At 60.4% G+C, this 14,684-nt stretch carries 11 protein-coding genes; 6 read left to right on the forward strand and 5 right to left on the reverse strand.

Translation table 11 applies throughout. The features are described 5' to 3' along the window. Positions 1-186: 186 nt before the first annotated feature. Positions 187-678 (reverse strand): ATP-independent periplasmic protein-refolding chaperone Spy, encoded by a 492-nt coding sequence (gene spy / locus M6G53_RS22765; protein WP_253334666.1) that lies wholly within the window; start codon positions 676-678, stop codon positions 187-189. A gap of 543 nt (positions 679-1,221) precedes the next feature. Here spy and pdeR point away from each other — a divergent pair. Then, a complete protein-coding gene (gene pdeR / locus M6G53_RS22770; RefSeq protein WP_253334668.1) occupies positions 1,222-3,216 on the forward strand; it encodes a cyclic di-GMP phosphodiesterase in 1,995 nt (664 codons plus the stop codon). Between the two features lie 16 nt (positions 3,217-3,232). Here pdeR and M6G53_RS22775 read toward each other — a convergent pair whose 3' ends face one another. Beyond that, the gene (locus M6G53_RS22775; protein WP_253334670.1) at positions 3,233-4,099 is read right to left on the reverse strand and encodes a crotonase/enoyl-CoA hydratase family protein; all 867 of its coding nucleotides are present in this window, start codon (positions 4,097-4,099) and stop codon (positions 3,233-3,235) included. A 341-nt stretch (positions 4,100-4,440) separates the two neighbouring features. On the opposite strand from M6G53_RS22775, the gene yhjD reads away from it, so the two are divergent. The 3 genes from yhjD (at position 4,441) to M6G53_RS22790 (ending at position 7,980) form a co-directional block, all read left to right on the forward strand. After that, a complete protein-coding gene (yhjD, locus tag M6G53_RS22780) occupies positions 4,441-5,460 on the forward strand; it encodes an inner membrane protein YhjD (RefSeq protein WP_253334672.1) in 1,020 nt (339 codons plus the stop codon). 328 nt (positions 5,461-5,788) lie between these two features. Further along, positions 5,789-7,111 (forward strand): MFS transporter, encoded by a 1,323-nt coding sequence (locus M6G53_RS22785; protein ID WP_253334674.1) that lies wholly within the window; start codon positions 5,789-5,791, stop codon positions 7,109-7,111. Between the two features lie 101 nt (positions 7,112-7,212). Beyond that, positions 7,213-7,980 carry a CDP-diacylglycerol diphosphatase gene (locus M6G53_RS22790; RefSeq protein WP_060425394.1) on the forward strand — a complete coding sequence of 256 codons (768 nt, stop codon included), beginning with the start codon at positions 7,213-7,215 and terminating at the stop codon, positions 7,978-7,980. Here M6G53_RS22790 and M6G53_RS22795 read toward each other — a convergent pair whose 3' ends face one another. Together M6G53_RS22795 and pdeH are read right to left on the reverse strand one after the other, a co-directional pair. Beyond that, on the reverse strand, positions 7,981-10,020 hold the full coding sequence (locus tag M6G53_RS22795) for an AsmA family protein (protein ID WP_253334676.1): 2,040 nt from the start codon (positions 10,018-10,020) through the stop codon (positions 7,981-7,983). It lies immediately after the preceding gene. Between the two features lie 90 nt (positions 10,021-10,110). After that, positions 10,111-10,902, reverse strand: coding sequence for a cyclic-guanylate-specific phosphodiesterase (gene pdeH, locus M6G53_RS22800; RefSeq protein ID WP_253334678.1), 792 nt, complete (start codon positions 10,900-10,902; stop codon positions 10,111-10,113). 238 nt (positions 10,903-11,140) lie between these two features. Between pdeH and kdgK the strand changes: the two genes are divergently transcribed. Both kdgK and M6G53_RS22810 read left to right on the forward strand, forming a co-directional pair. Next, a complete protein-coding gene (gene kdgK, locus M6G53_RS22805; RefSeq protein WP_253334680.1) occupies positions 11,141-12,073 on the forward strand; it encodes a 2-dehydro-3-deoxygluconokinase in 933 nt (310 codons plus the stop codon). A gap of 245 nt (positions 12,074-12,318) precedes the next feature. Further along, positions 12,319-13,020: a LuxR family transcriptional regulator gene (locus tag M6G53_RS22810; protein WP_253334681.1), complete on the forward strand. Its 702-nt coding sequence runs from the start codon at positions 12,319-12,321 to the stop codon at positions 13,018-13,020. Positions 13,021-13,068: 48 nt separating this feature from the next. On the opposite strand, the gene ilvC is transcribed toward M6G53_RS22810, so the two are convergent. Beyond that, positions 13,069-14,544 carry a ketol-acid reductoisomerase gene (ilvC, locus tag M6G53_RS22815; RefSeq protein ID WP_060437098.1) on the reverse strand — a complete coding sequence of 492 codons (1,476 nt, stop codon included), beginning with the start codon at positions 14,542-14,544 and terminating at the stop codon, positions 13,069-13,071. Positions 14,545-14,684 lie beyond the last annotated feature (140 nt).

The following is a 14,684-nucleotide window of genomic DNA, read 5'->3' on the forward strand; positions in this document are numbered from 1 at the left end:
GACCTGTTCGACAACGGCTAATTTAAAGGATAGAGAATAATCGCGTTGTGTGCGTTTAACATACTGGTTCATCACATTTTCCTCTGTGCGTGAGTAAAATGTGTCAACGCTATTTAGGACGGGTCAGAACCAAAAAAAAGGGCCAGACAAATAGCCTGGCCCTTTTTTATTCACCGTGAGCGCATATTACTGACCGGAAGACATTTGCGTCTTCATTTTATTCATATGCTCCATCATTTTTTGTTCACGTTTCTGATAATTCTCATTGTATTGTTTTTTCTGCTCAGGAGTCAGCAGGTTATAAATTTTATTTTCCGCTTTGGCGCGTTCCAGCATGCGTTCGGATTGCGCTTTGCTGATGACGTCAATCTGCGCTTTCGCCTTCGCTTCGTCGAAACTGTCAGAAGCGACCAGATTATGCAGCGTCTGGCGCTCCTCTTTCATACCCGGCCCGCGTTTCTGGTGTGACTCTTTCCAGATGTCGCGCATCTGCTGGCGCTGCTGCTCGGTCAGGTTCAGACCGGCAAACGGGCCATCTTTGCCTTCACCCTTGTGATGCATCATTTTCATCGGCGCCGCATCCGCCGCCGGCGCAGCCGTGGTGTCGGCGGCAAACGCCGCGGACGCAGACCCCAGGGCCAAAGTGGAAGCGATAAATAAAGCCGTCAATTTACGCATAATCATTTCCTTAAACGTTTTTCGTCATCAAGAGCGCTGCACATTAACAGGCTCATTGGGTCGTCGGAGATAATAATAGGCTGATAAAATTCAAGTAATGCGAGGGTGTGTAAACTTTTTAAAACCCATAACAGGTTTATTCACCAATTATGAGAAAATTATGAAGATGGCGTTCATTCGATGGAAATTTTAATTTCCCGGCGAAAATCCCCCCGGTAGAGTTATTTTTCAGCCATACCCTCACCGCTATAATTTACTCTCGTCCACAGCAACCTTACATCAACCGTTTTTCAATAGCGGGGAGTATCGGTACAAACTTCGTACGACCCGACGTTCTCCTCCTACACTTTAAGTCAGCCAGGCTGCCGTGTGACGTTTACACCGCAAAACTAATCATTGCTTATATAATAGTTTTCATTACCTGCCACGCCAGCGAAAACCTGTTATATGATTCACAGACGCGCGCGGCGACCACTTTCGAGCCATCAGGCTGCCCCGGCGCTTCGTGCTGACCGGCCGCCCGTGCTCTTTTGAGGAATCATCATGTCCGCAGACCAAGGCCCTGAGCTTCTTAACGCCCACTTCGGTACCCAGAGCCCCCACTGGCGGCTGGCGTTTGACAGCAATGCCCTGGAACTGTCCGCCGTTAAGGGCAAAGCCCACGTCGCGGTGGCGCTCAACGCCATGCAGGCGGCGAAAATTCGTCGTCTGACCGGCGTTACCGCCAGCCTTGAACTGGCCATCTCGCTGGCCGGTGAGCCGCTGCACCTGCATCTGGTCGGCCGCCGTATCAACAATCTCGAATGGGCGGGCACCGCTTCCGCCTTCAGCGACACCAAATCCGTGGCGCGCGATCTGGTGCACGGCCTCTCCTTCGCCGAACAGGTGGTATCCGAGGCCAATTCGGTGATCGTGATCGTCGATCAGCACGGCCGCATTCAGCGTTTCAATCGGCTATGCGAGGAATATACCGGGCTGCACGAACACGAAGTGATCGGCAAAAACGTTTTCCAGCTGTTCATGAGCCCGGAAGAAGCCGCCGCCTCACGGCGCAACATCGCCGGCTTCTTCCGCAACGGATCGTCGTATGAAGTGGAGCGCTGGGTCAAGACGGTCAAGGGCGAACGGCTGTTCCTGTTCCGCAACAAGTTTGTGCACAGCGGCAGCGGCAAGAACGAGGTGTTTCTGATCTGCTCCGGTACCGACATCACCGAAGAACGCCGCGCACAGGAGCGGCTGCGGGTGCTGGCCAACACCGATCTGATTACCGGCCTGCCTAACCGTAACGCTATCCAGGACAAGATCAATCAGGCCATCGCCACACGCGGCGATGAGAGTTTTGGCCTGGTGTATCTCGATCTCGACAACTTCAAAAAGGTCAACGACGCCTATGGCCATATGTTCGGCGATCGGCTGCTGGTCGAAGTGTCACTGGCGATCCTCGGCTGCCTGAGCCCGGATCAGGTGCTCGCCCGTCTTGGCGGCGACGAATTTCTGGTGCTGGCGCCGCAGACCGATCGCGAGCGCCTGCAAACGCTGGCGCAGCGCATCATCGACCGGCTGAAGACGCCATTTCGCATCGGCCTGATCGAGGTGTATACCGGCTGTTCGATCGGCATCGCGCTGTGCCCGGAACACGGCAACGATCTCGACAGCCTGATTCGCAGCGCCGATACCGCCATGTACGTCGCCAAGGAGCACGGCAAACGCACCTATACCGTCTTCTCTGCGGAGATGAACAAACGCGTCGCCGAATACATGTGGCTGGACACCAACCTGCGCAAAGGGCTGGAGCAAAATCAGCTGGTGCTGTATTACCAACCTAAAATCGACGCGCGCAGCGGCGAAGTGCACAGTGTGGAAGCGCTGGTCCGCTGGGATTCGCCTGAACGCGGCCTGATCCCGCCGCTGCAGTTCATCTCCTACGCCGAAGAGTCCGGCCTGATAGGCCCGCTGGGCCAATGGGTGCTGCAGACCGCCGCCGGTCAGGCGGCTCGGTGGCAAGAACAGGGGGTGAATCTGCGGGTGGCGGTCAACCTCTCCGCCCGGCAGCTGGCCGACGACAGCATCGTCAACGACCTGCTCGGGGTGCTGCGTCGTCACCGCATGGCCCCTTGCCTGCTGGATTTCGAGTTGACCGAAAGCAGCCTGATTGAAGACGAGAACCGCGCGCGCGTGCTGATCACCCGGCTGCGCGAGCTGGGTGCTCAGGTGCATCTCGACGACTTCGGCACCGGCTACTCGTCGCTGGCGCAGCTGGCGCGTATTCCACTGGACGCCATCAAGCTGGACAAAAGCTTCGTGCGCGGGGTGAATTTCAACCCGGTTTCACAATCGCTGGTGCGCGCGATCGTCGCGGCGGCAGAGGCGCTGGCCTTCCGAGTGATCGCCGAAGGGGTGGAAACCGAGAGCGAAAATCGCTTCCTGGACGAGGTCGGCGTGGACGAAAAACAGGGCTTTCTGTTCGCGCGGCCAATGCTCCCGGCACAGCTGGAGCATTGGCTGCAGTCCTATCGCCCGCACTCACCCTCCGAGTGAGGCGGGCGCGTTAACGTTAGCCGGCACGGCGCAGGTTCAGGGTGTGACGATCCTGCAGCATCACCAACCGCTCAATATAGGCGCGGTCTTTTTCCTCAATGGTAAAGGCCGACTGCACCCAATCTTCGGTAATGTCCATCAGTTCGGAACGCGTCAGCTGCAGCACGCGTTGCCGCGCCCGCAGCATGGCGCGCATGCCGTTGAGCTTCGGCCGTATGGTATCGATGAAGGTACGCGTCGCCATGTAGGCGTCACCGGGTTGGAACAGCTGATCCACCAGCCCGCGGCTCTCGAACCACTCTGCCGTGTGCGACTCGCCGCCCCAAATCAGCTCCTCGGCCAAGCGCATGCCCGCCTTGCGCGCCACCAGCGAATAGCCGCCCATGCCGGGGAACAGGTTGAACGCGATCTCCGGGAACCCCATGCGCGCATTGTTCTGCGCCAGCACGAAATGGTGCGCCAACGCCGCTTCGAAGCCGCCCCCCAGCGCGCTGCCTTCAACCATCGCAATGCTGACCGCGCCGGTGTCGAAACCGCGCGCCGCCGCATGCACGCAGTCGATGCAGGCACGCGCATAGGCCATCATCGCCTCGCGCTTGCGGTTTTTGATCGCTTCGGCAAAGAACTGCAGATCGCCGCCGACGTTGAACATGTGCGGCACCAGCGAGCCGGTAACCCAGAAATCGAACCGCAGCGAAGACTCCTTCGCCGCCTGCGCCAGCGTCATGATGTCTTCGATCAGCGCCTGATTGAAACAGGGGCGCGGCGCGGCGCGCAGCAACATCCACATGATGTGCCGCCCCTCTTCATAGTAGGCGGAAAGCTGTGACAGGTTGCCCGCTTCGGTAAACGGACGACAGGTGGGATGATTAAGCAATTTCATAAGACCTTCCAGTTTTTCTGTTGATGACGGATGGGACCGTTCCAGCCTCTACGGCTGCAGCGGCGCGGCGATCGACAAAGCGCGACGCCACATCATGAGTAAACGCTTTCTCGCCGACGAAACAGATAAAAATTGGAGGTAGGGAAGTGAAAAAAACCGAGGCGCCACGGGGTTTTCATAGGAATTTTACCTATCGACCCACCCCCGGCGTTTCATGCCGGGCGCTAACGCGTTAAGCTCGGAAATTGACCGTTTGCCGCCCCGGCGCTCAAAACGCCGCGGGGCTTTGGCTATAATCAACGCAGAAACATGCCGTTTAACGTTAAGGAAATCGTGAAGTAATGCCTACAGGACCAGACCAGGAACGCCGCCAGCCCGCACAAGACACGCCGCCGAAGCCGCTTATCGCCATCAAGACCGGCCATGAGACCCTCGACCGTCGCATTTCCGGTTTTTCACGTCTGATAGAACGCATCAAGGCCTGGCCGAGCGTCGCGCACCTGCTGCGTGCCACCGATCGTTTCAACGACCGGCTGGGCAGCCAGTTCGGCGCCGCCATCACCTATTTTTCCTTCCTCTCGCTGATCCCGATCCTGATGGTGTCGTTCGCCGCCGCCGGTTTCGTGCTGGCCTCCAACCCGGATCTGCTGGCCCGGCTGATCAACCGCATCGTCGGCAGCATCAGCGATCCGACGCTGGCCAGCACGCTGAAGAACACCGTCAACACCGCCATTCAGCAGCGCACCACCGTGGGATTGACCGGTCTGGCGCTGGCGCTCTATTCCGGCATCAGTTGGATGGGCAACCTGCGCGAGGCGATCCGCGCGCAGTCGCGCGACGTTTGGGAACGCAATCCGCAGGATCAGGAGAAAATCTACTTCAAGTACACCCGTGATTTCATCTCGCTGACCGGCCTGGTGGTCGCGCTGATCGTTACGCTGTCGCTGACCTCGGTCGCCGGCTCGGCGCAGGCGACGATCGTCAATGCGCTGGGGCTGGACGGCATCGAATGGCTACGGCCGGCGCTGACGCTGATCGCGCTGTCGATCTCGATTTTCGCCAACTATCTGCTGTTCCTGTGGATTTTCTGGATGCTGCCGCGCCACAAACCGAAGAGAAAAGCACTGCTGCGCGGCACCTTGCTCGCCGCCATCGGTTTTGAGGTGATCAAGTTCGTGATGACCATGACGCTGCCGCAGGTGGCGAAGTCGCCTTCCGGCGCAGCCTTCGGTTCGGTGATCGGGCTGATGGCGTTCTTCTACTTCTTCGCCCGTTTGACGCTGTTTTGCGCCGCCTGGATCGCCACCGCCGACTACAAGGGCGACAAAGCGTTGCCGGAACGCGAGCCGCCGGCGCGCTGAAGCCATGCAATCGTGCCGGTGTTATCGCACACGCCGGCACTTTCCTCTGGATATCAACTAAAAAACCAGTCAATACGTCTAAATAACGCGGCGCACGATCCGAAAAACCAGCATAACAAACTACCCACTCACTTTTCTTTACCGCTTTTACAGCCATTCCCTCTACACGAAAGCCCTTTCTCAACGTTTAACGCTACAGAAAAGAAGCCAGATAAAACATTAGTCTTTTTAACCGGTTAGCAGGGACACGGCCCAAGGTTCACGCGTTGAAAAGGCCGAATGCTGTCACTAAGATGGATTTTTACCCCCTCCAACAATAAGAAATATTATGCAAGCCACCATCGCACCCCCACTCGACGCCGACGACGCGTCCACACCGGTGAACTCCCGCGGGAAAGTCATCGTCGCCTCGCTGGTCGGTACCGCCATCGAGTTCTTCGACTTTTACATCTACGCCACCGCTGCGGTGATCGTGTTCCCGCACATCTTCTTCCCGCAGGGCGACCCGACCACCGCGACGCTGCAGTCGCTGGCCACCTTCGCCGTCGCCTTTGTCGCACGCCCTATCGGCTCAGCGCTGTTCGGCCACTTCGGCGATCGCGTGGGGCGCAAGGTCACGCTGGTCGCCTCGCTGCTGACCATGGGGATTTCCACCGTGCTGATCGGCCTGCTGCCCAGCTATGAAACCATCGGCATCTTCGCCCCTATCCTGCTGGCGCTGGCGCGCTTTGGCCAGGGCCTGGGGCTGGGCGGAGAATGGGGCGGCGCCGCCCTGCTGGCGACGGAGAACGCACCGGCCAAAAAACGTGCGCTGTACGGCTCCTTCCCCCAACTGGGCGCACCGATCGGCTTCTTCTTCGCCAACGGCACCTTCCTGCTGCTCTCCTGGCTGCTGAGCGACCAGCAGTTTATGGAGTGGGGCTGGCGCGTGCCGTTCATCCTGTCCGCCGCGCTGGTGCTGATTGGCCTGTACGTTCGGGTATCGCTGCATGAAACGCCGGTGTTCGCCAAAGTGGCCAAGGCCGGCAAACAGGTGAAAGTGCCGCTCGGCACGCTGCTGAGCAAGCATCTGAAAGCGACCATCCTCGGCACCTTCATCATGCTGGCGACCTACACGCTGTTTTATCTGATGACGGTGTATTCGATGACCTACGGCACCGCGCCGCAACCGCTGGGCCTCGGCTACTCGCGCAACAGCTTCCTGTGGATGCTGATGGTGGCGGTGATCGGCTTCGGCGTGATGGTACCGATCGCCGGCCTGCTGGCGGACGCGTTCGGCCGCCGCAAGACCATGATCGCCATTACCCTGCTGATGATCGGTTTCGCGTTCCTGTTCCCGAGCCTGCTGGGCTCCGGCAACCAGGCGCTGGTGATGGGCTTCCTGCTGTGCGGCCTGAGCATCATGGGGCTGACCTTCGGCCCGATGGGCGCACTGCTGCCGGAGCTGTTCCCCACCGAAGTGCGCTATACCGGCGCATCGTTCTCCTACAACGTCGCGTCAATCCTCGGCGCGTCCGTGGCGCCATACATCGCCACCTGGCTGGCAACCCACTACGGGCTGTTCTACGTCGGCATGTACCTGGCAGCCATGGCCGGGCTGACGCTGCTGGCCCTGCTGCTGATGAAAGAAACCCGCCACCAGTCGCTGTGATCCCCTACGGCCCCCTCACTGCGGGGGGCCGCACGCGTTGTTCGTTTCCTGTCATAAAACCGGGCTATGCTGGACGTTTCTCTCGGTAACAGGATTGGCCGATGTCTCTGCGTCGTGGGGTATTTGTCTGCGTTGCGCTGCTGGCGGCTCTCGCCATCGCGCTCTATTACGGGTTGAAGCCCGACCATCCCGATGCGCTGTGGCGCATCGTCAGCCAGCAATGTCTGCCCAATCAGCAGGCGCATGACAACCCGGCGCCCTGCGCGCAGGTGGATGTGCCGGCCGGCTTCGTGGTGTTTAAAGATCGCAACGGGCCGCTGCAATACCTGCTGATGCCCAGCGCCAAAATCACCGGGATAGAAAGCCCGGCGGTGCTGGACGCCGCCACGCCGAATTTCTTCGCCCAGGCCTGGCGCGCGCGCCACGTGATGGCGGAACGCTATGGCAAACCGATCGACGACGGCGATATTTCACTGGCGATCAACTCGGAATATGGCCGCACGCAAAACCAGCTGCATATTCATATCTCCTGCCTGTTGCCGGCGGTAAAACAGCGGCTGGCGCAGATCGGCCCCGACTTTATCGAGCAATGGCAACCGCTGCCCGGCGGCCTGTTGGGGCATGACTATCTGGGGCGACGGGTGACCCCCGCCGAGCTGGAGCAACAGGGCGCCTTCCGTCTGTTGGCCTCCGGCCTGCCGCGCGCCGACGGGCGCATGGGCAGCTTCGGCCTGGCGATGACCGCGCTGCCGGACGGCGATTTCCTGCTGCTGGCGACCGAGCGCAGCCTGCTGCCGTTCACCCTGGCCTCGGCGGAAGAGATCCAGGATCACGACTGCCGCCTGCTTACGCCACCGCCGCGCGCCTGATTACTTTTTGCCTTTCATCTCCCGCAGGATCTGCCCGCACGGGTTCTCCTCGCCGCCTTCACTGGGCGAGACCAGCGCCAGCAGCGCCGCCGCCGGCGTCAGCACCGCCCCCAACGCCACCGCCGCCGCGCCGCGCGCGATCAGCGGCCCGGCTTTCACCCCGGCGTCGGGGTGCTTGAAGGTGCCTTTCACGTACAGCGGCGAGCGCAGGGTCAGCACGCGCATCCCCTTGCTTTCCGGATCGATGGACAAATCCAGCCGTTCGGTGGCGAGGTTGGTGTTGCCGGTGATGTTGATCACCGCGTTCTCGGTGTCGAACACGAACAGCTGCGGCGCGGCGACGCCGCTGCGGATGCCGACGTCCGCCGCCGCGCAGTTGATGCCCACCACGTCGTCGCCGAACAGCTGCGCCACCAGATAGTTGCCGACGTTCAGGCCGAGGATCTCCATCAGGCTACGGCTGATCACCCCGTTATTGATCAACAGGCGCAGGTCGCCGTTGCTGGTCGCCAGCAGCTCGGCCACCGAATTGCCGCTGCCCGTCAGCCTGGCGTCGCCGTTCATCTGCCCGAGGCTGCGCTTCATCGCCGCCACGTTCGGCAACAGCTGTTTGAGCTGGAGTTTGCGCGCATGCATATCCACCTGCCCGCGCATCGGCTTTTTGCCGCCGTCGAGGCGCACCACGGCGTTCAGGCTGCCGCCCGCCATGCCGAAGCGCAGCGGATCCAGACGCAGCTCACCGTTGTTCAGCTTCAGGTGCGTGGCCAGATCGCTCAGCGGTAAATCGCTGCCGCGTTCGATGCGCGCGGCGGCAAACTTCACGTCCGCATCCATCTTGCGCCAGCTTTGCGTATCGAACTGCGCGACCGGCAGCACCTTATCCGCCGGTTGGCGGCTCTTCTCGCCGCGCCCGGCTTTGGCAGCGTTGGAATCCGCGCCGATCAACGGCGCCAGATCCGCCAACCTCAGCTGCCGGGAGCTCACCGCGCCGCTCAGCGTCGGCCGCGGCTTACCGGCAACGTATTTCAAGTCGCCGTGAATGTCGCTGTCGCCGATTTTGCCGTCGAACTTCTGATATTCGAACACGGCGCCGCCCGGCTGATGCAGGCGGGCTATCAGATGGCCATCGGTCGCATACGGCGGCGTGTTCGGCAGCAGCACGCCGGTCAGGCCATACAGGTCACCCAGGCTTTCGCCGGAAAATTTCAGCTGCACGTCCAGGCCGCCGAGGTTCAGCGGATCGGACAAGGTGCCCGCCACCGCAACACGGGTGCTGCCGGAACGCACATCGGCCTGCAGCGGGAACGGCAGATCGGCGCTCTGCAGTGACAGCATGCCGCCAATCTTGCCGCTGCCGCTCAGCGGTTCGCCGTTATATTTGCCCTTGACCTGCCAACCGAAAACGTAGTCGGGGGTAGCGGCCTTGCCGCCGCTCTGTTTGCCCGTCACTTCACTGAACGGTAGCGGTTTGCCAAGCGGATCGATGGCGGCCTGGAAGTCCGCCTTCAGCGTGGCGTCTTTAAAGGCGATCTGTCCCTTGTCGAACACGATGTCGTGAACGGTGAACGACCAGGCGGAAGGCGGTTGCTGCGGATCCTGGCCAGCAGCCAGATCAAACGTCCAGTTGTTGTCGCCGTTGGCCAGGCGTTCTAACGACGCATTCGGCTGCTTGAGCCAGATGCGCGGGATCAGCAGTTCTTTCCTCAGCAGCGCCAGCGGTGCGATGCTGGCGTCGACGCGTTGCAGCGTCACCATGCTGTCGCCGGGCATGTTTTTCGGGTTACCCAGCCACACGTCTTCAGCGTGAATATGCGGCCAGGGCACCCAGGCGCGCCAGCCGCCCTCATCCCGGTTACGCGACCAGTCGACGCCCAGATCGCCGCGGATGGCGAACGGCCGCCGCAGTTCGGCCGACACTTTGTCGTTGATGGTGGGTTTGAGTCGATTCCAGTCGAAGGTAGCGATGAAGATCGCCAGCGCGACGATCGCCAGCAGCACAATGCCGCCCAGCCAGCTGAAAACCTTTCCTGTTCTTGTCATAGGGCTCCCTCAGCACATAAACCGGGCTGCCGAATGAAAGGAAAAAGAATGAGCAGCCCCGTTTAAGCCTAGCTGAGGATAGGCCGGAGTTCACGCCGGCGCGCCGGGCGTGGCGAACAGCGTCGGTACGCTGTGCAGAGTTTCAAAGCACGCCGGGCGGGAAAGATAGTAGCCCTGCGCGGCCAACGCGCCGGAACGCTGCACCAGCCGCCACTCCTGCTCGGTTTCCACGCCTTCGACGATCACCCCGTCGCTGTGCTGGTTCATCATCGTGATCAGGGTGCCGAGCAGCTGTACGCCCTCTTCCGACTGTTTGAGCAAGGTGAACAACTCGCGCGCCACCTTGATGTATTGATAGCGCCAGGCGCCGACGGCGGAGAAGTTGGCCAGCCCGCTGCCGAAATCGTCCAGCCACAGCCGTTCGCCGCCGACGATCTGCTGCAACGGGTGGTTTGACGCCGTTTCGGCGTGCTCCACCAGCTCGAAGCGCAGATAGGGCATCTCGGCGATCTGGCGTTGCAGCTCGCTATGACGTTGCAACGCTTGCAGCGCGATGCCGTCGATATTGACCGACACCATCACCGCGTGGCGAATGAACAATGCCTGCCAGCGCTGCAACAACGCCAGCTGTTCCTGGATCACCCGCAAACGCTGGGCGACGCCGAGCGAGGCGAAATACTGTTCGGGAGATTGCCGTTTGTCCGGCTCATTCGGGTGATATACCGCCGTCAGCAGTTCCACCGCCAGCAGCGCGCCGCTAGTGCGATAAATCGGCTGGAAGGTATACAAGCGCCGGCATTGCCGCCAGTAGCGCCGCGATTTGGCGCAGGCATAGAGGGCAAAACAGGGCGCCAGCAGACCCGAGATCAGGTTGGTTATCATCGGTACTATCGCCGTGGCGGGAAAGTGAAAGCGCTGCCGCTGTTTCTTTACCCAGCTTATCGGCAGCGCTGCGCAAAACTTTACACGCGAATTGCCGCACGCTTTCTCCCTCGCCCTGTTTGAGTTTGCCGATCGCGATCATAAAAAATTAAAACACTGTTTTAATTTATTGACTCGCTCGCCGCCTTGCGTGGAGACTGGCGACTGTTGCTTCTTCTTTAGCCAGGGCTTATTGACGATGACTATCCGAAATCTCGCCGTGATCGGCGAATGCATGATCGAGCTGTCGCAGCAGGGCGCACAGCTGACGCGCGGCTTTGGCGGCGATACCCTCAACACCGCCGTCTACCTCGCCCGCCAAATGCCGGAACAGGCGCTGCAGGTGCATTACATCACCGCGCTCGGTACCGACAGCTTCAGCGGCGAGATGCTGCAGGCCTGGCGGCAAGAGCAGATCGAGACCGGGATGATTCAGCAGTTGGAGAACAAACTGCCGGGCCTGTACGTGATCGAAACCGACGCCGCCGGCGAACGCACCTTTTACTACTGGCGCAACGACGCCGCCGCCCGCTATTGGCTGGCCGGCCCCCAAGCCGACGCACTGTGCGATCGGCTGGCGCGGTTCGATTACCTGTACCTCAGCGGCATTAGCCTGGCGATCCTCACTCCCGCCGACCGCGCGAAGCTGCTGGCGCTGTTGCGCCGCTGCCGCGCCAACGGCGGCCGGGTGATCTTCGACAACAACTACCGTCCGCGCCTGTGGCAAAACCGTGAGGAAACGCAGCAGGCCTACCGTGAAGTGCTAGCCTGCACCGACATCGCCTTCCTGACGCTGGATGACGAAGCGCTACTGTGGGGGGCGCAACCGATCGAACAGGTGGTGGTGCGCACGCAGATGCTCGGCGTCGGCGAGATCGTTGTCAAACGCGGCGCGGATGCCTGCCTGGTGTTCAGCGTGGAGGGAGAGCGGCTGGAGGTGCCGGCGATCGCGCTGCCGCCGGAGCGCGTCGTGGATACCACCGCGGCGGGCGACGCTTTCAGCGCCGGTTACCTGGCGGTACGCCTGAACGGCGGCAGTGCCCAACAGGCGGCGCAGCGCGGCCACCTGCTCGCCGCGACGGTGATCCAACATCGCGGTGCCATCATTCCCGCAGAGGTCATGCCCACATAGCCAATAAAGCGCTGGCGGCGAGGTAATCCCGCCGCCGCACAATGGCTCCCAGCAACATTGATCGGAGGATAATCGAAAGAATTTCCCTGGCGTTGGCCTATTTCCGCCCAGAGCTGCTAAGCTCGGGTCTTGGCATTGCCGCCTCTTTGAATTTATTAGCCGAGTATAAATTTCAATCCGCCGCACTGACTAGCTGGACTTTGGTGCAGGTCGGGCTGAGCCACCGAACGACAGGGAGGTTACCGATGGCCGTCGCATTCGCCAACGCCGTCGCCGCAAGGCTGCATCTTGACGGCCGGCTGCACGCCTTCAGCCAATTCAAATACGCTTATTTGACCTTCAACAAACATGACCCCGATAGCCATCTGCTGGTCTCGAGCTACCCGCAAGAATGGCTGGACATCTACAGTACCAATGGCTATCAGCGCATCGACCCCGTCGTGCGCGCCGCCCATAGCCGCTGCGCGCCCTTTATGTGGCACGACACCCCCCTCACCACCGAGGATCGGCATTACCGGAAGATCTTCAGCCAGGCACGGGAGTACGATATCGTGCACGGTTGCAGCTTTGTTTTGCACGATCACGACAATAACCTGGCGATTTTGTCGATCAGCGCCACGGCGGCCGACGACGCCGAACTGCGGCAGTTGATGGAAGACGAGAGGGCCAGCCTGCAGATGGTCTTGGTCGATACCCACCAGCACGCCCTGGCCTTGGCCAGCGCCGAGGCGAACCGGACGGACCGACTATCGCCGCGCGAAGGGGAGATCCTCTATTGGGCCAGCCAGGGCAAAACCTACCATGAGATCGCGCTGATCCTGGGGATCAAAACCGGTACGGTGAAGTTTCACATCGGCAATGCGGTACGTAAGCTGGGGGTCGCCAACGCCAAACACGCGATCCGGCGCTGCCTTGAACGGCAGCTGCTCGCGCCGCCGGAGGCATAAAAAAAGCCGGCATCACAGCCGGCTTTGTGTTCTTTACCTTGCGGAAAATCAGCCCGCAACGGCGATGCGTTTCATGTCGGTCATGTAGCCACGCAGTTTGCGACCGACGGTTTCGATTGGGTGGCTGCGCACCGCTTCGTTCACGTCGCGCAGCTGCGCGTTGTCCACCGCCGTACCCGCCGCGGCTTTGCCCAAATCGCCCGCCTGCAGGGTGGTCATAAAGTCCTTCAGCAGCGGCACCGCCGCGTTGGCGAACAGGTAGTTGCCGTACTCTGCGGTATCGGAGATAACCACGTTCATTTCATACAGACGTTTGCGCGCAATGGTGTTGGCGATCAGCGGCAGCTCGTGCAGCGACTCGTAGTAAGCCGACTCTTCGATGATGCCGGCATCGACCATGGTTTCGAACGCCAGCTCAACGCCCGCTTTCACCATCGCCACCATCAGCACGCCGTGATCGAAGTACTCTTGCTCGCTGATTTTGCCTTCAAACTGCGGCGCATTCTCGAACGCGGTTTTGCCGGTCTCTTCGCGCCAGGTCAGCAGTTTCACATCGTCTTCCGCCCAGTCGGCCATCATGCCGCTGGAGAAGGCGCCGGAGATGATGTCGTCCATGTGCTTCTGGAACAGCGGCGCCATGATGGTTTTCAGCTGTTCGGACAACGCATAGGCACGCAGCTTGGCCGGGTTGGACAGGCGATCCATCATCAGCGTGATGCCGCCTTGCTTCAGCGCTTCGGTGATGGTTTCCCAACCGAACTGAATCAGTTTCTCGGCGTAAGCCGGATCGGCACCTTCCGCTACCAACTTGTCGAAGCACAGCAGCGAACCCGCCTGCAACATGCCGCACAGAATGGTCTGCTCGCCCATCAGGTCGGATTTCACTTCGGCCACGAAGGACGACTCCAGCACGCCGGCGCGGTGGCCGCCGGTCGCCGCCGCCCAGGCCTTGGCGATCGCCATGCCTTCGCCTTTCGGATCGTTTTCCGGGTGAACCGCGATCAGGGTCGGCACGCCGAAGCCGCGCTTGTACTCTTCGCGCACTTCGGTGCCCGGGCACTTCGGCGCAACCATCACCACGGTGATGTCTTTACGCACCTGCTCACCCACTTCAACGATGTTGAAGCCGTGGGAGTAACCCAGCGCCGCGCCGTCTTTCATCAGCGGCTGCACCGCACGCACCACGGAAGAGTGCTGTTTGTCCGGCGTCAGGTTGACCACCAGATCCGCCTGCGGGATCAGGTCTTCGTAAGTGCCGACCTTAAAGCCGTTTTCGGTCGCCTTGCGCCAGGAAGCGCGCTTCTCGTCGATCGCTTCTTTGCGCAGGGCATAGGCAACGTCCAGGCCGGAATCACGCATGTTCAGCCCCTGGTTCAGACCCTGGGCGCCACAGCCGACAATCACCACTTTTTTACCTTTCAGGTAGCCGGCTTCGTCAGCAAATTCGTCGCGCGCCATAAAGCGGCATTTACCCAATTGCGCCAACTGCTGACGCAGGTTCAATGTGTTGAAATAGTTAGCCATGGTGGTACTCCGGTTTGATGTTGTCTTGCATTGTTATTTTCATTCCCCGCCCTGTCTGTGCGGAGATTCGTTAAACTCAATGTATAACAGGAAATGCGTTGCTTAAATTGATATATTAAGAACGTGATATTGCAATTTAT

Origin of the sequence: Serratia nevei, assembly GCF_024160145.1 — a bacterium.
Lineage (GTDB): Bacteria > Pseudomonadota > Gammaproteobacteria > Enterobacterales > Enterobacteriaceae > Serratia > Serratia nevei_A.